The 16422-nt window shown below is 54.3% G+C and carries 18 protein-coding genes; 14 read left to right on the plus strand and 4 right to left on the minus strand.

Annotated elements, in window-relative coordinates; translation table 11 throughout:
- Complete coding sequence (locus NNO02_RS04705) at positions 1-1236, plus strand: multifunctional CCA addition/repair protein (RefSeq protein WP_271441561.1); 1236 nt, start codon at positions 1-3, stop codon at positions 1234-1236.
- A gap of 109 nt (positions 1237-1345) precedes the next feature.
- Here the strand turns inward: NNO02_RS04705 and bacA are convergent, their stop codons facing one another.
- Positions 1346-2164: an undecaprenyl-diphosphate phosphatase gene (gene bacA / locus NNO02_RS04710; RefSeq protein WP_271441560.1), complete on the minus strand. Its 819-nt coding sequence runs from the start codon at positions 2162-2164 to the stop codon at positions 1346-1348.
- Positions 2165-2254: 90 nt separating this feature from the next.
- On the minus strand, positions 2255-2623 hold the full coding sequence (gene folB, locus NNO02_RS04715) for a bifunctional dihydroneopterin aldolase/7,8-dihydroneopterin epimerase (RefSeq protein ID WP_137382544.1): 369 nt from the start codon (positions 2621-2623) through the stop codon (positions 2255-2257).
- 106 nt (positions 2624-2729) lie between these two features.
- Here folB and plsY point away from each other — a divergent pair, with 106 nt between their 5' ends.
- Positions 2730-3347, plus strand: a complete 618-nt coding sequence (plsY, locus tag NNO02_RS04720) for a glycerol-3-phosphate 1-O-acyltransferase PlsY (protein ID WP_202037729.1) — start codon at positions 2730-2732, stop codon at positions 3345-3347.
- 31 nt (positions 3348-3378) lie between these two features.
- On the opposite strand, the gene ttdR is transcribed toward plsY, so the two are convergent.
- Positions 3379-4320, minus strand: coding sequence for an L-tartrate utilization transcriptional activator TtdR (gene ttdR / locus NNO02_RS04725; protein WP_271454306.1), 942 nt, complete (start codon positions 4318-4320; stop codon positions 3379-3381).
- Between the two features lie 210 nt (positions 4321-4530).
- Between ttdR and ttdA the strand changes: the two genes are divergently transcribed.
- The 10 genes from ttdA to ureG all read left to right on the plus strand — a co-directional run bounded on the left by ttdA (position 4531) and on the right by ureG (position 12610).
- Positions 4531-5442, plus strand: coding sequence for a L(+)-tartrate dehydratase subunit alpha (gene ttdA, locus NNO02_RS04730; RefSeq protein WP_271441567.1), 912 nt, complete (start codon positions 4531-4533; stop codon positions 5440-5442).
- Positions 5439-6044 carry a L(+)-tartrate dehydratase subunit beta gene (gene ttdB, locus NNO02_RS04735; RefSeq protein WP_271454307.1) on the plus strand — a complete coding sequence of 202 codons (606 nt, stop codon included), beginning with the start codon at positions 5439-5441 and terminating at the stop codon, positions 6042-6044. Before ttdA ends, ttdB begins: the two co-directional genes overlap by 4 nt.
- A gap of 49 nt (positions 6045-6093) precedes the next feature.
- The gene (locus NNO02_RS04740; RefSeq protein ID WP_271454308.1) at positions 6094-7557 is read left to right on the plus strand and encodes an anion permease; all 1464 of its coding nucleotides are present in this window, start codon (positions 6094-6096) and stop codon (positions 7555-7557) included.
- 123 nt (positions 7558-7680) lie between these two features.
- Positions 7681-8505, plus strand: a complete 825-nt coding sequence (locus NNO02_RS04745; RefSeq protein WP_271454321.1) for an urease accessory protein UreD — start codon at positions 7681-7683, stop codon at positions 8503-8505.
- Positions 8506-8515: 10 nt separating this feature from the next.
- Complete coding sequence (locus NNO02_RS04750) at positions 8516-8818, plus strand: urease subunit gamma (RefSeq protein ID WP_137382538.1); 303 nt, start codon at positions 8516-8518, stop codon at positions 8816-8818.
- Between the two features lie 9 nt (positions 8819-8827).
- Entirely contained in the window at positions 8828-9148 is a 321-nt protein-coding gene (locus NNO02_RS04755) for an urease subunit beta (protein WP_271441557.1), read from the plus strand.
- On the plus strand, positions 9141-10844 hold the full coding sequence (gene ureC, locus NNO02_RS04760; protein ID WP_271454309.1) for an urease subunit alpha: 1704 nt from the start codon (positions 9141-9143) through the stop codon (positions 10842-10844). Before NNO02_RS04755 ends, ureC begins: the two co-directional genes overlap by 8 nt.
- A gap of 9 nt (positions 10845-10853) precedes the next feature.
- Positions 10854-11312 carry an urease accessory protein UreE gene (ureE, locus tag NNO02_RS04765; protein ID WP_271454322.1) on the plus strand — a complete coding sequence of 153 codons (459 nt, stop codon included), beginning with the start codon at positions 10854-10856 and terminating at the stop codon, positions 11310-11312.
- Positions 11312-11983 (plus strand): urease accessory protein UreF, encoded by a 672-nt coding sequence (locus NNO02_RS04770; protein ID WP_271454310.1) that lies wholly within the window; start codon positions 11312-11314, stop codon positions 11981-11983. The genes ureE and NNO02_RS04770 overlap by 1 nt, the downstream gene beginning before the upstream one ends.
- A gap of 9 nt (positions 11984-11992) precedes the next feature.
- Complete coding sequence (ureG, locus tag NNO02_RS04775) at positions 11993-12610, plus strand: urease accessory protein UreG (protein ID WP_271454311.1); 618 nt, start codon at positions 11993-11995, stop codon at positions 12608-12610.
- Positions 12611-12658: 48 nt separating this feature from the next.
- Here ureG and tsaD read toward each other — a convergent pair whose 3' ends face one another.
- Positions 12659-13672: a tRNA (adenosine(37)-N6)-threonylcarbamoyltransferase complex transferase subunit TsaD gene (tsaD, locus tag NNO02_RS04780; RefSeq protein WP_038633989.1), complete on the minus strand. Its 1014-nt coding sequence runs from the start codon at positions 13670-13672 to the stop codon at positions 12659-12661.
- Positions 13673-13908: 236 nt separating this feature from the next.
- On the opposite strand from tsaD, the gene rpsU reads away from it, so the two are divergent.
- The gene (rpsU, locus tag NNO02_RS04785; RefSeq protein ID WP_001144069.1) at positions 13909-14124 is read left to right on the plus strand and encodes a 30S ribosomal protein S21; all 216 of its coding nucleotides are present in this window, start codon (positions 13909-13911) and stop codon (positions 14122-14124) included.
- A gap of 237 nt (positions 14125-14361) precedes the next feature.
- Positions 14362-16107: a DNA primase gene (dnaG, locus tag NNO02_RS04790; RefSeq protein WP_271441552.1), complete on the plus strand. Its 1746-nt coding sequence runs from the start codon at positions 14362-14364 to the stop codon at positions 16105-16107.
- Positions 16108-16422 lie beyond the last annotated feature (315 nt).

The following is a 16422-nucleotide window of genomic DNA, read 5'->3' on the forward strand; positions in this document are numbered from 1 at the left end:
GTGAAGATTTATCTGGTCGGTGGTGCTGTTCGGGATGCGTTATTAGGGCTACCGATTAAAGATAAAGATTGGGTCGTTGTCGGCGCCACGCCGCAGGAGATGCTTGACGCGGGCTATCAGCAGGTAGGTCGCGATTTCCCCGTGTTTCTCCACCCACGCACCCGGGAAGAGTATGCGCTGGCACGCACCGAACGAAAATCGGGCTCAGGTTACACCGGGTTCACCTGTTATGCCGCGCCGGACGTTTCGCTGGAAGCCGATCTTCAGCGCCGCGACCTGACGATCAACGCGTTAGCCCGTGACGACGACGGAGAGATTATCGATCCGTATAACGGCCGTGGCGATCTGGAAAATCGTTTGTTGCGCCATGTATCCCCTGCTTTTAGTGAAGATCCGCTGCGCGTCCTGCGCGTGGCGCGTTTTGCTGCCCGCTATGCACACCTTGGCTTTCGTGTTGCTGATGAAACCATGATGCTGATGCGCAACATGGCCGCCGCTGGAGAGCTGGAACACCTGACGCCAGAACGTGTGTGGAAAGAGACAGAAAGCGCCTTAACCACCCGCAATCCGCAGGTATTTTTCCAGGTCCTGCGCGATTGCGATGCCCTGCGCGTGCTGTTCCCGGAAGTAGATGCCCTGTTTGGCGTTCCAGCCCCCGCACAATGGCATCCGGAAATCGACACCGGCATTCACACACTAATGACGCTGTCGATGGCGGCCATGTTAAGCCCGGAGGTCGACGTGCGTTTCGCCACGCTGTGTCACGATCTCGGTAAAGGATTGACACCCAAAGCACTCTGGCCGCGCCACCATGGTCACGGCCCGGCAGGCGTTAAGTTGGTAGAGCAACTGTGCCAACGCATGCGTGTGCCCAATGACATCCGCGACTTAGCCAAACTGGTAGCCGAATTTCACGATCTGATTCATACCTTCCCGATCCTGCAGCCCAAAACCATCGTGAAGCTGTTTGATTCCATTGACGCCTGGCGTAAACCGCAACGTGTGGAACAAATCGCCCTGACCAGCGAGGCCGACGTACGTGGTCGAACTGGTTTTGAAGCAACAGATTATCCGCAGGGCAGATTGCTGCGCGAGGCCTGGCAGGTTGCACAAGCGGTACCCACAAAAGAGGTTGTCGAGGCAGGTTTTAAAGGTCCGGCAATTCGCGAGGAACTGACCCGACGTCGCATTGCAGCAGTGGCCAGTTGGAAGGAACAGCGTTGCCCAAAAGCGTAGGAAATGCATTGCCGAATGCGCTGCGCTTATCCGGCCTACAGGTTCGAAACGGATATAACCCGTAGGCCGGATAAGGCGGAACGCCGCCATCCGGCACCACGGAAAGTCATCAGAAGAACACCACGTAAACGGCGGCGGCGACCACAAAACGATAAATCGCAAACGGAATAAACGAGATCCGTTTAATCAGTTGCAGGAAGGTTTTGATCGCCACCAACGCCACAACAAATGCCGTCACGAAGCCAACAGCAAACATCGGAATATCTGATGCGGTCAGGAACGACCAACTTTTGTAGAGATCCAGCGCCGTCGCGCCCATCATCATCGGTACCGCCAGCAGGAATGAAAATTCAGATGCTGCATAACGGCTCACCCCCATCAGCATACCGCCAGAGATAGTCGCTCCGGAACGGGAAAAGCCGGGCCACAACGCCAAACACTGGAAACAGCCAATCATAAACGCCTGGCGGTAAGTCATATCATCCAGACCCGGCGCACGCGGTTCTTTTGGTTTGAGACACTCTGCGACAATCAGCAGCACGCCCCCCACCACCAGCGCATACATCACGTTGATCGGGTTAAACAGTGACTTGATGGTGTCGTGGAAGACCAGACCCAGAACCACAGCAGGAACCATCCCCAACAAGATATGTCCGAGGGTCAGTCGCCCCTTACCAGAGCCTTCATGCGGAGTCTTACCAAAGTGAATGCCAATTAAACCAAACAGACGTCGCCAGAACATCACCACTACAGCCAGAATGGAACCCAGTTGGATCACGACTTCAAACGTTTTTGCGGTATCGCCCTCAAAACCTAACAGGTGGCCGACAATTATCATATGGCCGGTACTGGAAACGGGGAGGAACTCCGTCAGCCCTTCGACCACACCCAAAATTGCCGCTACCAGCAGCGAGTGCATATCACTCATCAATAAACCCCTAACGAAAGAGAAAAAGCACGGCAAAAAAGAGCCGACGTCAGGACTCTTTTATACCTGTTTGGTTTAGATATTATTAAGTTAATTATTTTCTTTCAGATTATTGCTACGTTCGATGATAACCCCGACGTTTGCCGCACGGGCCACCGCACCAGGTTTGCTCAGCTTTATGCGCACCCATGGAGAATTAAAGCGGCTGAGCAGGAGATCCGCCACCTCTTCCGCCACACGTTCTACCAGCGCAAAACGCCCACCTTCCACATGATTAACAACTGTTTGAGCAATATCAGCATAGCTCAGGCAATCAGCGACATCATCACTTTTGGCAGATTTACGGTTATCCCATGCCATTTCGATATCGAACACCAGTTTTTGTTCGATAGTTTGTTCCCAGTCATAAACACCGATAGTGGTGATTACTGAAAGTTGCTCTATAAATACAATATCCATCACGACCTGCCTGCTTTTTGGCTAACCCGGATACCACTTCCGGCGAAATATGCGTATTATCCACAGAAGTAGCGTTTTACACGACATTTTCAAAACGGAACAGCTTATGAGTGCAATCGCGCCTGGAATGATCATCTTCGCGTACCTCTGCGGCTCAATTTCCAGTGCCATTCTGGTATGCCGCCTCGCTGGATTGCCGGACCCGCGTACAAGCGGCTCTGGGAATCCGGGCGCGACAAACGTGCTGCGAATTGGAGGCAAAGGAGCCGCCGTCGCCGTGCTGATTTTCGACGTCCTGAAAGGTATGTTACCCGTCTGGGGGGCATACGCGCTAGGCGTCAGCCCCTTCTGGTTAGGATTGATCGCCATCGCGGCCTGCCTGGGGCATATTTGGCCGATATTTTTCGGTTTTAAAGGTGGAAAAGGCGTAGCCACCGCCTTTGGCGCGATTGCGCCGATTGGTTGGGATCTTACTGGCGTAATGGCTGGTACCTGGCTGCTAACCGTCCTGCTGAGCGGCTATTCATCATTAGGCGCTATCGTCAGCGCACTGATTGCGCCGTTCTACGTCTGGTGGTTCAACCCTCAGTTCACCTTTCCGGTCTCCATGCTGTCATGCTTAATTCTGCTGCGTCACCATGACAATATCCAGCGTCTGTGGCGTCGTCAGGAGACAAAAATCTGGACCAAGCTAAAGAAAAAGCGCGAAAAAGACCCTGAGTGATTTTCTTGCCGGATGGCGACGCGAACGCGTCTTATCCGGCTTGTGGAATCTGATACCCCTCAACAGGCTTACCCAATCTGTGCTGACACCACGTTGCCAGAAACTCCACGCACACACGCAACTTCACGCTGCGATACAGCGGCTCCTTATAAACCGCCCAAATGTTGGCGCTCTGCGCGTAGCCTGGCAGTACGCGAACCAGCTCGCCGCTGCGCAGGAACGGCTGCACATCCCATTCGGAGCGTAACATAATCCCCTTTCCTTGCAGCGCCCACTGCAGCACGATCTCACCGCTGTTGGACGAAAGGTGCCCTGCCACCTTAACCGTTTTTTTCTCCTGACCGTTGTCGAGCTCCCATACCCCGTGGGTCATATCGCGCTCTTTCGTTACCAGGCAATCGTGATGACTTAATTCCTGTAACGTCATCGGCTGGCCATATTTTTGTAAATATATCGGCGCGGCACACAATATTCTTTTATTTTTCGTTAACAAATGCGCAATATAATAATCAGGAATATCATCATTAATCCGAATATCCAGGTCGATATTATCCTGAGCTAAATCAATTTGCCGATCGTAAAGCTCAAAATGCACCTGTAATTCAGGATAGCTATGCATCAATTCGGTAATAGCAGGAGCAATATAACTACGCCCAAATCCAAAGCTACAGCCGATACGAATCATCCCTTCCGGACGCGTTTTGATTTGTGTGACGTCATCCACCAGATGCTGATAACGGGCAAGGATCTCCAGCGCATGTTCATAACAGCGTTGCCCGCTTTCCGTGAGTGTCACGCCGCGCGCAGAGCGGCTAAGCAGTGTCGTGCTCAGCGTGGATTCGAGGATCTGAATGCGTTTTGTCACAAACGCAGGCGTTTGTCCAAGCGTCGCGGCTGCTGCGCTAAAGCTGCCACTATGAACAATCTCAACCAGCACCTGCAGGTCTTTCGCCAGGGGATAAGTGTTCAGCATGTTCAGTATATCCGTGATGTTGTTAACCGCAGTGTAATTCTCTGATGCGAATTAAACCCTGCCCTTGCGCAATTTTTATTGCCTTATCGGGACATCATTCACGAACTGTTAATTGGATATTCACAGTGGCAAATAATATAAAGCCACATTTTTAGTGGTAGTTTGTGCCGGAGAATTTATTTCCAGATAAATAAAAGAACTGGAGTTAGCATAATGAGCAAGCAAAATAACCAAAATGCGATAAACACGCTGACTAACATTGTCGCGAATTTTACCGCCATGATTTCTACCCGCATGCCCGACGACGTCGTAGATAAATTAAAACAGCTACGCGAAGGTGAAACTTCACCAATGGGTAAAATCATTTACCACACCATGTTTGACAACATGCAGAAGGCTATCGACCTGAATCGCCCGGCCTGTCAGGACACCGGCGAAATCATGTTCTTTGTAAAAGTCGGCTCCCGCTTTCCGCTACTGGGCGAACTGCAAAGCATTTTGAAACAAGCCGTTGAAGACGCGACCGTCAAAGCGCCGCTGCGTCACAATGCAGTAGAAATTTTTGACGAAGTGAATACCGGTAAAAATACCGGTACCGGTGTTCCATGGGTTACCTGGGATATCATCCCTGACGGCGACGATGCAGAAATCGAAGTCTACATGGCGGGCGGCGGCTGCACGCTACCGGGACGCTCCAAAGTGTTAATGCCTTCTGAAGGCTACGAAGGCGTAGTGAAATTTGTCTTCGAAAATATCTCCACGCTGGCGGTCAACGCCTGCCCGCCGGTGCTGGTCGGTGTCGGTATTGCGACCTCCGTCGAAACCGCTGCCGTGCTGTCACGAAAAGCGGTACTGCGTCCTATCGGGTCACGTCACCCGAACCCGAAAGCGGCAGAACTGGAACTGCGCCTGGAAGAGGGACTTAACCGTCTGGGCATTGGCCCACAAGGGTTGACCGGGAATAGCTCCGTCATGGGCGTGCATATCGAATCTGCCGCACGCCATCCCTCCACTATCGGCGTTGCCGTCTCTACTGGCTGCTGGGCGCACCGTCGCGGCACGCTGCTGGTTCATGCTGATCTCTCCTTCGAAAATCTGTCTCACACCCGGAGCGCGTTATGAAAAAGATCCTGACAACCCCGATCAAAGCCGAAGATCTGGCAGACATCCGCGTTGGCGATGTCATTTACCTGACCGGTACGCTGGTGACTTGTCGCGACGTGTGCCACCGCCGCCTGATCGAACTTAAGCGCCCGATCCCGTACGATCTAAACGGTAAAGCAATTTTCCACGCCGGACCGATCGTGCGTAAGAACGGTGAAAAATGGGAGATGGTTTCCGTTGGCCCAACCACCAGCATGCGTATGGAAGCCTTCGAGAAAGAGTTCATTGAACAAACAGGTGTGAAACTGGTGGTCGGTAAGGGCGGTATGGGACCGTTGACGGAAGAAGGCTGCAAGCAGTTCAAAGCGCTGCACGTGATCTTCCCGGCTGGCTGCGCAGTCGTTGCGGCAACCCAGGTTGAAGAGATCGAAGAAGTGCACTGGACGGAGTTAGGCATGCCGGAATCCCTGTGGGTATGCCGGGTAAAAGAGTTCGGCCCGCTGATTGTTTCCATCGACACCCACGGCAATAACCTGATCGCTGAAAACAAAAAGTTGTTCGCTGAACGCCGCGAGCCGATCGTGGAAGAAATCTGCGAGCACGTGCACTACATCAAATAACCCTTCCGGAGGGGCGCTGCGCCCCTCCCCCTTTCGCAGGGATACAACAATGGCACCTTTAGCTGGTTGGTGGCGATACCTGGCTCCGCTGGTGGTTATCGCCATTATTGCTGTTCTGCCCGTTCCCACCGGTCTTGAGAGCCACACCTGGCTCTATTTTGCCGTCTTTACCGGTGTGATTGTCGGGCTCATTCTGGAACCTGTACCGGGTGCGGTAGTCGCGATGATAGGTATTTCGATTATCGCGGTACTGTCGCCGTGGATCCTGTTCAGCCCTGAACAACTCGCGCAGGACGGTTTTAAATTTACTGCCAAATCGCTGTCATGGGCGGTATCGGGGTTTTCTAACTCGGTTATCTGGCTGATTTTCGCGGCCTTTATGTTTGGCACCGGCTATGAGAAAACCGGACTGGGTCGACGTATCGCGCTGATGTTAGTGAAAAAGATGGGGCACCGTACGTTGTTTCTCGGCTACGCGGTGATGTTCTCTGAGCTGATCCTTGCTCCTGTCACGCCCTCTAACTCTGCGCGTGGTGCCGGGATTATCTATCCGATCATCCGCAACCTGCCGCCGCTATATAACTCACAGCCCAATGATCCCAGCGCCCGCTCTATCGGCTCTTACATTATGTGGATGGGGATTGTCGCTGATTGCGTTACCAGCGCTATTTTCTTAACGGCGATGGCACCAAACCTGCTGCTAATCGGTCTGATGAAAGGCGCATCTCACACGGCGCTAAGCTGGGGCGACTGGTTCTTAGGGATGCTGCCGCTGAGCATTTTGCTGGTATTGATCGTGCCCTGGTTGGCGTACGTGTTGTACCCACCGGTGCTGAAATCCGGCGACCAGGTACCGCGCTGGGCAGACACCGAGCTAAAAACAATGGGACCGCTGTGCGCACGTGAGAAAAAGATGCTGGCGCTGATGGTTGGCGCGCTGGTGCTGTGGATCTTCGGTGGTGACTATATCGATGCTGCAATGGTCGGTTACAGCGTGGTGGCACTCATGCTGGTGCTGCGCATCATCAGCTGGGATGACATCGTCAGTAATAAAGCCGCGTGGAACGTCTTTTTCTGGCTGGCCTCGCTGATAACGCTCGCCACTGGACTCAATAACACAGGCTTTATCACCTGGTTTGGCAAACTGCTGGCAAACGGGCTAAGCGGTTACTCGCCAATGATGGTGATGGTGGCACTGATCGTGGTGTTTTATCTGCTGCGCTACTTCTTTGCCAGCGCCACGGCATACACCTCGGCACTGGCGCCGATGATGATTGCCGCCGCGCTGGCGATGCCCGCTATCCCATTACCAGTCTTTTGCCTGATGGTGGGGGCGGCGATTGGTCTGGGCAGCATTCTGACCCCCTATGCAACCGGCCCAAGCCCTATCTACTACGGTAGCGGCTATTTACCGACGGTAGATTACTGGCGATTAGGTGCCATTTTCGGCCTGATCTTCCTCGTGCTGCTGGTGATAACCGGTCTGGTCTGGATGCCCCTCGTTTTACTGTAAACCCCATTGGGGCGGCGTATTGTCGCCCCTTTTTTCCATAAGCTTCTCATATGACCCTTTTCCCACTGCGCTGAGGCATACTTTTTTGTATGCAAATACCCTCATGCCGATAAGGGAAACGCTCTGGATACGGTTGCGCACGAGACACATACACGAGGCTGGCAGGCCGAACTGGATCTGCAGTTTACCCGCACTACACACAAAACGGTGCTTGCCTCGTCGCGTCATCACGGCCCGTTAACGGTCCAGCGCCCGTTTTACCCGGAAAACGACGTCTGTCATCTCTATTTACTTCATCCTCCCGGCGGCATTGTCGGCGGTGACGAGTTGCATATTTCCGTTTCACTCAGCGAACACAGCCATGCCTTAATAACCATGCCCGGTGCGGGCAAGTTCTATCGTAGCCGTGGACCGCAGGCGCAGCTACGCCAGCATTTTACCCTCGCCCCACACGCCACGCTGGAGTGGCTACCGCAGGACACAATCCTTTTTCCCGGCGCCAATGCCACTCTCCAGTCAGTCTTTCACCTGACACATGAAAGTCATCTGTTTGCCTGGGATCTCTTGTGTCTCGGACGACCGGTACTGCAGGAAACGTTCAGTCACGGCACGCTACAGAACCGTCTGGAAGTATGGCGGGACGGACAACCGCTCCTGATAGAACGCCTGAAGTTGCAAGGTGGAGACTTGAGCAGCATTGCCCGGCATCCCTGGGTCGGCACGCTGCTGTGCTACCCGGCGAACGAAAATATGCTGGAAGGTGTACGCGAACGGCTCACACCATTGGGAAATTACGCCGGTGCCACGCTTAACGACGCGTTGCTTACGCTACGTTTTCTGGCAGATGACAACCTGGTCGTTCAGCGCGTGATGCGCGATATCTGGCAATTCCTACGCCCACTGCTTACGCAGAAATCTCCCGTACTCCCGCGAATCTGGCAAACCTAAGAGAACCCTTATGGAACTGACCCCCCGAGAAAAAGACAAGCTGTTGCTGTTCACCGCTGCGTTGGTGGCAGAGCGTCGCCTGGCCCGCGGGCTAAAGCTGAACTACCCGGAATCAGTGGCGTTGATTAGCGCTTTTATTATGGAAGGTGCGCGCGATGGCAAAACTGTTGCCTCACTGATGGAAGACGGTCGCCACGTTCTCACCCGCGATCAAGTGATGGAAGGCGTTCCGGAGATGATCCCGGATATTCAGGTAGAAGCCACGTTTCCGGACGGTTCTAAACTGGTCACCGTCCATACCCCGATCGTTTAAGGAGCAGCAATGATCCCTGGTGAATATCAGATCTCAACGGGAACTATCGCGATCAATCCGGGCCGGACAACCCGCACGATCGTAGTGGAAAATCATGGCGACCGCCCCATCCAAGTGGGATCGCACTATCACTTTTACGAAGTCAATCCGGCGCTACATTTTAACCGTCAGTCCGCACGTGGTTTTCGCCTGAATATTGCTGCGGGTACCGCAGTACGTTTCGAACCCGGACAAAAGCGGGAAGTCGAACTGGTGCGTGTGGCCGGTGCACAGCGGATCGTGGGTTTTCGCGGTGAAGTCATGGGTGCACTGGAGGCAGACAATGAATGAACTGTCCCGGCAGGCTTACGTTGACATGTTTGGCCCGACAACCGGCGATAAAGTACGGCTGGCAGATACGGAACTGTGGATCGAAGTAGAAAAAGACTTCACCACCTACGGCGAAGAGATCAAATTCGGCGGAGGAAAAGTGATCCGCGACGGTATGGGTCAGGGTCAAATGCGCGCGCAAGCGTGTGTGGATCTGGTGATAACCAACGCGCTGATCGTCGATCACTGGGGGATCGTTAAAGCGGATATTGGCATCAAGAACGGCAGGATCTTCGCCATTGGTAAAGCAGGTAACCCGGACATTCAACCTGACGTCACGATCCCTGTCGGCGTTGGCACGGAAGCGATCGCCGGAGAAGGTAAGATCGTCACCGCCGGCGGTGTGGACACCCATATTCACTGGATCTGCCCGCAGCAGGCGCAAGAAGCACTGGTATCCGGCGTGACGACAATGATCGGCGGCGGCACGGGACCGGCAGCAGGAACCCATGCCACCACCTGTACGCCAGGTCCATGGTATATCGCCCGTATGCTCCAGGCGGCTGATGCGCTGCCGGTCAATATCGGTCTGCTGGGCAAGGGCAATGGATCGAATCCCGACACGTTACGCGAACAAGTCGCTGCGGGTGCAATTGGCCTGAAGATCCACGAAGACTGGGGTGCCACCCCGGCAGCTATCGACTGCGCACTGACCGTCGCTGATGAAATGGACATTCAGGTCGCGTTGCACAGTGACACGTTGAATGAGTCTGGCTTCGTCGAAGATACGCTGGCGGCAATTGGCGATCGCACTATTCATACCTTCCACACCGAAGGGGCGGGGGGTGGCCATGCGCCAGACATCATCACCGCCTGCGCACACGCTAATATACTGCCATCTTCTACCAACCCAACGCTGCCTTACACCGTCAACACCATCGACGAGCACCTCGATATGTTAATGGTCTGCCACCACCTCGACCCGGATATCGCTGAGGACGTGGCTTTTGCCGAATCGCGTATTCGTCGGGAAACAATCGCCGCCGAAGATGTGCTGCACGATATTGGCGCATTTTCCCTGACCTCATCTGATTCTCAGGCCATGGGGCGTGTGGGTGAAGTGATCCTGCGTACCTGGCAAGTGGCGCATCGCATGAAGGTCCAGCGCGGTCCGTTGGCGGAAGAAACCGGCGATAACGATAACCAACGCGTTAAACGCTATATCGCCAAATACACCATCAACCCGGCGCTGACCCACGGTATCGCCCACGAAGTCGGTTCCATTGAGCCTGGCAAACTGGCTGACCTGGTGCTGTGGTCACCGGCATTCTTTGGCGTAAAACCGGCAACGATCGTTAAGGGCGGGATGATTGCCTGCGCACCGATGGGCGATATCAACGCCTCGATCCCGACTCCGCAGCCGGTGCATTACCGCATGATGTTTGGCGCGCTTGGCGCGGCGCGGCATCACAGTCGTCTGACATTTATCTCTCAGGCTGCTGATGCGCTAAACCTCCCGCTACAGCTCAATCTGCAAAGTGCCATCGCTGTCGTTAAGGGGTGCCGAACGGTGAAAAAAGCCGACATGATCCACAACAGCCTACAGCCCAATATCACCGTCGATGCCCAAACCTACGAGGTGCGTATTGATGGCGAACTTATCACCAGCGAACCGGCAGATGTGTTGCCGATGGCGCAACGCTATTTCCTGTTTTAAGGAGTGATGATGATCTACCTGACCCAACGCCTTAACCACGCCCATCCTGTCACTGCAAGCGTCACGCTACCCATTGATGTTCGGGTAAAAAGTCGCGCCAGAGTCGCGTTGAACGACGGCCGCGAAGCCGGGTTGATGCTACCGCGAGGCTTACTGTTGCGCGGCGGCGATCTGCTGACCAACGACGAAGGCAGCGAAGTCATCGAAGTCATCGCCGCGCCGGAGTCGGTTTCTGTCGTGCGCTGCGCCGATCCTTTCCTGCTCGCTAAAGCCTGTTATCACCTCGGCAACCGCCACGTTCCTCTGCAAATCCTGCCCACTGAATTGCGCTACCACCACGATCATGTGCTGGACGATATGCTGCGCCAGTTCAACCTTGAGGTCACGTTCGCCCAGTTGCCGTTTGAACCAGAGGCAGGCGCTTATGCCAGCGAGTCACACGGCCATCATCACGGTCATGCGCACTGATGCATAACACCCAACAGCTGCGCCTGATGCAACTCGCCAGCGGCAGTTTACCGGTCGGGGCGTTTACCTGGTCCCAGGGCCTGGAGTGGGCGGTCGAAATCGGCTGGGTGACAAACGTCGATGACTTCTCTGACTGGCAAATCCAGCAGATGGAACAGAACTTTTTTACCGTCGACCTGCCGCTACTGGCAAGACTTTATCGTGCCTGCGAACAGGACGATCTTACGGCGGCACATCGCTGGACGGCCTGGTTATTGGCCTGCCGGGAAACCCGCGAACTGCGGGATGAAGAACGCAGTCGGGGCACCGCTTTTACGCGCCTGGTCACCGACTGGGAGCCCGATTGTTCCCCGCAATGGCGTGCGCTCTTTAGTGAAAGCCAGCTCTGCGGCATGGCCTGGCTGGGCGTACGCTGGAAAATCCCGCTGACAGAGCTGGCGTTAAGCTTCGGCTACAGCTGGATTGAAAGTGCGGTGATGGCCGGCGTCAAACTGGTTCCCTTTGGTCAGCAGGCGGCGCAGCGCTTGATTATCTCGCTTTGCGATCGCTATGCGCAGGGTCTGGCACAGGCACTGGCTTGCCCTGACATTGGTCTCGGCTCCTCTACGCCACTGGCCGCCATCGCCTCTGCCCGGCACGAAACGCAATATTCCCGACTATTCCGCTCCTGAGGAGAAAACATGAATACACACAAACATCCCCTGCGCGTGGGCGTAGGCGGCCCGGTGGGTTCCGGAAAAACCGCGCTACTGGAGGCATTATGCAAAGCCATGCGCAACACCTGGCAACTCGCCGTCGTGACCAACGATATCTACACCAAAGAAGATCAGCGCATTCTCACCGAGGCTGGCGCACTGGAGCCTGAACGGATTGTCGGCGTGGAAACCGGCGGCTGTCCACATACCGCAATCCGTGAAGATGCGTCAATGAACCTGGCGGCAGTAGAAGCACTGAGCGACAAATTCGGTAATCTGGATCTGATCTTCGTGGAAAGCGGCGGCGATAACCTGAGCGCCACCTTTAGTCCGGAACTGGCCGACCTGACGATCTACGTGATCGACGTTGCTGAAGGCGAGAAGATCCCGCGTAAAGGTGGTCCGGGGATCACCAAATCCGATTTTCTGGTGATCAATAAAACCGATCTGGCTCCTTACGTCGGCGCATCACTGGAGGTGATGGAGCGCGATACCTTGCGCATGCGCGGCGAGCGGCCATGGACGTTCAGTAATTTAAAATCCGGAGAGGGTCTGGAAACAATTATCGCGTTTCTGGAAGAGAAGGGAATGCTGCGGATGTAGCGTATTGCCCGGTGGCGCTGCGCTTACCGGGCCTACGATATTGTGTGCTTATGCCGCCGGTAATTCCGCCAGCGGCCAGCGTGGACGCACCGTCACGCCAAGATCGGCCGTCGCGCCCGCTTTAAAACGCACCATCCCGGCATAGGCGATCATTGCCCCGTTGTCGGTGCAAAATTCCGGACGCGCGTAGAACACTTCGCCACGGCGTTTTTGCATCATCTCGGCCAGTTTTGCACGCAGCGTACGGTTCGCACTGACGCCCCCCGCCATCACCAGACGTTTAAAACCGGTTTGATCCAGTGCGCGCTTGCACTTGATCATCAGCGTATCGACCACCGCATCTTCAAAGGCTCGGGCGATATCTGCGCGGGTCTGATCGTCATTTTCGTTATTACGAATGGTATTCGCAGCAAACGTTTTCAGACCAGAGAAGCTGAAATCCAGCCCCGGGCGGTCAGTCATTGGACGCGGGAAGACAAAACGCTTTTCGACGCCCTGTGATGCCAATTTTGACAGCATTGGACCGCCAGGATAATCCAGCCCCAGCAGCTTGGCTGTTTTATCGAATGCTTCACCTGCCGCATCATCAATCGATTCGCCCAGCAGTTCATACTGGCCAATTCCGGTGACGCTAATCAGCTGTGTATGACCGCCGGAGACCAGCAGCGCGACAAACGGGAATGCAGGCGGATTTTCTTCCAGCATTGGGGCTAACAGATGGCCTTCCATGTGGTGTACTGGAATTGCTGGAACGCCCCAGGCAAATGCCAGCGAACGCCCCACGGTTGCGCCGACCAACAGCGCACCAACCAGACCAGGACCTGCGGTATAGGCTACCGCGTCAATCTCTTTGGCCGTCAGTCCCGCCTCTTTCAGCGCGGCCTGGATCAGCGGTACGGTCTTACGCACATGATCGCGCGAAGCCAGTTCTGGCACCACGCCGCCGTAGTCAGCATGTAATTTCACCTGACTATACAATTGGTTGGCTAAAAGACCTTTTTCATCGTCGTAAATGGCGATGCCGGTTTCATCGCAGGATGTTTCAATGCCCAATACACGCATGACTTGTTTTACCTCGCTCTATTACCGCGCAGTGTAGGACCAATGCGGGTTGATGTAAAACTTTGTTCGCCCCAGGAGTTCCGCTCGTGTATACTCCTTGTCCTTATAAAAGTCCCTTTCAAAATCGCGTCGGTGCTTTACAAAGCAGCAGCAATTGCAGTAAAATTCCGCACCATTTTGAAATAAGCTGGCGTTGATGCCAGCGGCAAACCGAATTTATTAAAGGTGAGAGTTACATGCCGGTAATTAAAGTACGTGAAAACGAGCCGTTCGACGTAGCACTGCGTCGCTTCAAGCGTTCATGCGAAAAAGCAGGTGTTCTGGCGGAAGTTCGTCGTCGTGAGTTCTATGAAAAACCGACTACCGAACGTAAGCGCGCTAAAGCTTCTGCTGTGAAACGTCACGCGAAGAAACTGGCTCGCGAAAACGCACGCCGTACTCGTCTGTACTAATCCATTGAGAGCCAACGCTCTCAATTCAGACTGAGTTGTAGTTGTAAGGCCGTGCTTCCGGAAGGAATGCGCGGCTTATTTTCGTTTATACACGTCATCATTCAAGCTGCCTCAGTGTTGGCTGCAGTCGCTCACCCCAGTCACGTACTGCTGTACGCTCCTGAGGATTCGCTTCCTTGCCGCCTTGATGCATCCTGAATGATTTTGTGTATATGAGTCATCAAAAAACAGGGGCTTATGGCTGGACGAATTCCTCGCGTTTTTATCAATGACCTGCTGGCAAGAACCGACATCGTCGATCTCATCGACGCGCGGGTAAAGCTGAAAAAGCAGGGCAAAAATTATCACGCGTGCTGTCCGTTCCATAACGAAAAAACCCCCTCTTTCACCGTAAACGGTGAAAAACAGTTTTATCACTGCTTTGGGTGTGGTGCACACGGCAACGCCGTCGACTTTCTCATGAACTACGACAAGCTCGAGTTCGTGGAAACCGTCGAAGAACTGGCCGCAATGCACAACTTAGAAGTGCCCTATGAAGCAGGCAGTGGCCCCAGTCAGATAGAGCGCCATCAACGGCAAAGTCTTTATCAATTGATGGACGGCCTGAACACTTTTTATCAACAGTCTTTGATGCAACCCGCCGCTACCCCTGCGCGCCAGTACCTGGAAAAGCGAGGATTAAGTAGCGACGTTATCACCCGTTTTGCCATTGGTTTTGCGCCCCCTGGTTGGGACAACGTCCTGAAACGGTTTGGCGGCAATCCCGAGAATCGCAAATCGCTGATCGACGCGGGAATGTTGGTCACCAACGATCAAGGACGCAGTTACGATCGCTTCCGCGAACGGGTGATGTTCCCCATTCGTGATAAACGTGGTCGGGTCATTGGTTTTGGTGGACGTGTGCTGGGCGATGCCCTGCCGAAGTACCTGAACTCCCCGGAAACCGATATTTTCCATAAAGGCCGTCAGTTGTATGGCCTTTATGAAGCCCAACAGGATAACGCCGATCCGCAGCGTCTGTTAGTGGTCGAAGGCTATATGGATGTGGTCGCCCTGGCACAGTACGGCATTAACTACGCCGTGGCATCCCTTGGGACGTCAACCACCGCCGATCACATTCAGCTGTTGTTCCGTGCAACGAACAACGTCATCTGCTGCTACGACGGCGACCGCGCCGGGCGCGATGCAGCATGGCGCGCGCTGGAAACCGCACTGCCTTATATGACAGACGGCCGCCAGCTACGTTTTATGTTTTTACCTGACGGCGAAGACCCCGATACGCTGGTGCGTAAAGAAGGGAAAGAGGCCTTTGAAGCCCGGATGGAGCAGGCGCTGCCGCTCTCCGCGTTTTTATTTAACAGCCTGTTACCGCAGGTCGATTTGAGTACCCCGGACGGACGCGCACAGCTCAGCACGCTGGCATTGCCGCTGATTACTCAGGTACCGGGCGAAACGTTACGCATTTATCTGCGACAGGAGTTAGGGAACAAGCTCGGCATCCTGGATGACAGCCAGCTTGAACGTTTAATGCCAAAACTGGCAGAAAATGGGGCTTCCCGCCCTGTTCCACAGCTAAAACGTACGACCATGCGTATACTTATAGGGTTACTGGTGCAAAACCCGGATTTGGCCCCACTGGTTCCGTCGTTAGGCGCTCTGGATCAAAATAAGCTACCTGGACTTGGCTTATTCAGAGAACTGGTCAACACTTGTCTGTCTCAGCCAGGTCTGACCACCGGACAACTTTTAGAGCACTATCGCGGTACAAATGATGCTGCGACCCTTGAAAAACTGTCGATGTGGGACGATATAGCAGATAAAGATATCGCAGAAAAAACCTTCACCGACTCACTCAACCATATGTTTGATTCGATGCTTGAACTGCGCCAGGAAGAGTTGATAGCTCGTGAGCGCACACACGGTTTAAGCAGCGAAGAACGCCGGGAACTCTGGACGCTGAACCAGGAACTGGCCAAGAAATAAGAGAAAGACAAAACAAAGACAAAATCATTCGCGTTGTATCAAGGCAGCAAGTGAACGAACGCCTGGGAGTGTACATCAGTACATGACCAGGATGACAAATCCGCCGGGAGCGGATTTGAACGCTGCTTGCGGCGGCCCCGTAAGGGGCGAGGCTCAGGATGAGCCGAGTAACGAACGCAGCTAACGCAGAGACAACGTGAAGGATGAAGTATTTAACGGCTTAACTGCCGAATATCGATCGGGAAGCCCCCGACAGCCGCACGGAGAGGCAGCGGCAAAATATAAGTATGCCCTCGTTTTGCCGTTGGCGGTTTT

Source organism: Citrobacter sp. Awk 2 (assembly GCF_028069815.1).
Lineage (GTDB): Bacteria > Pseudomonadota > Gammaproteobacteria > Enterobacterales > Enterobacteriaceae > Citrobacter.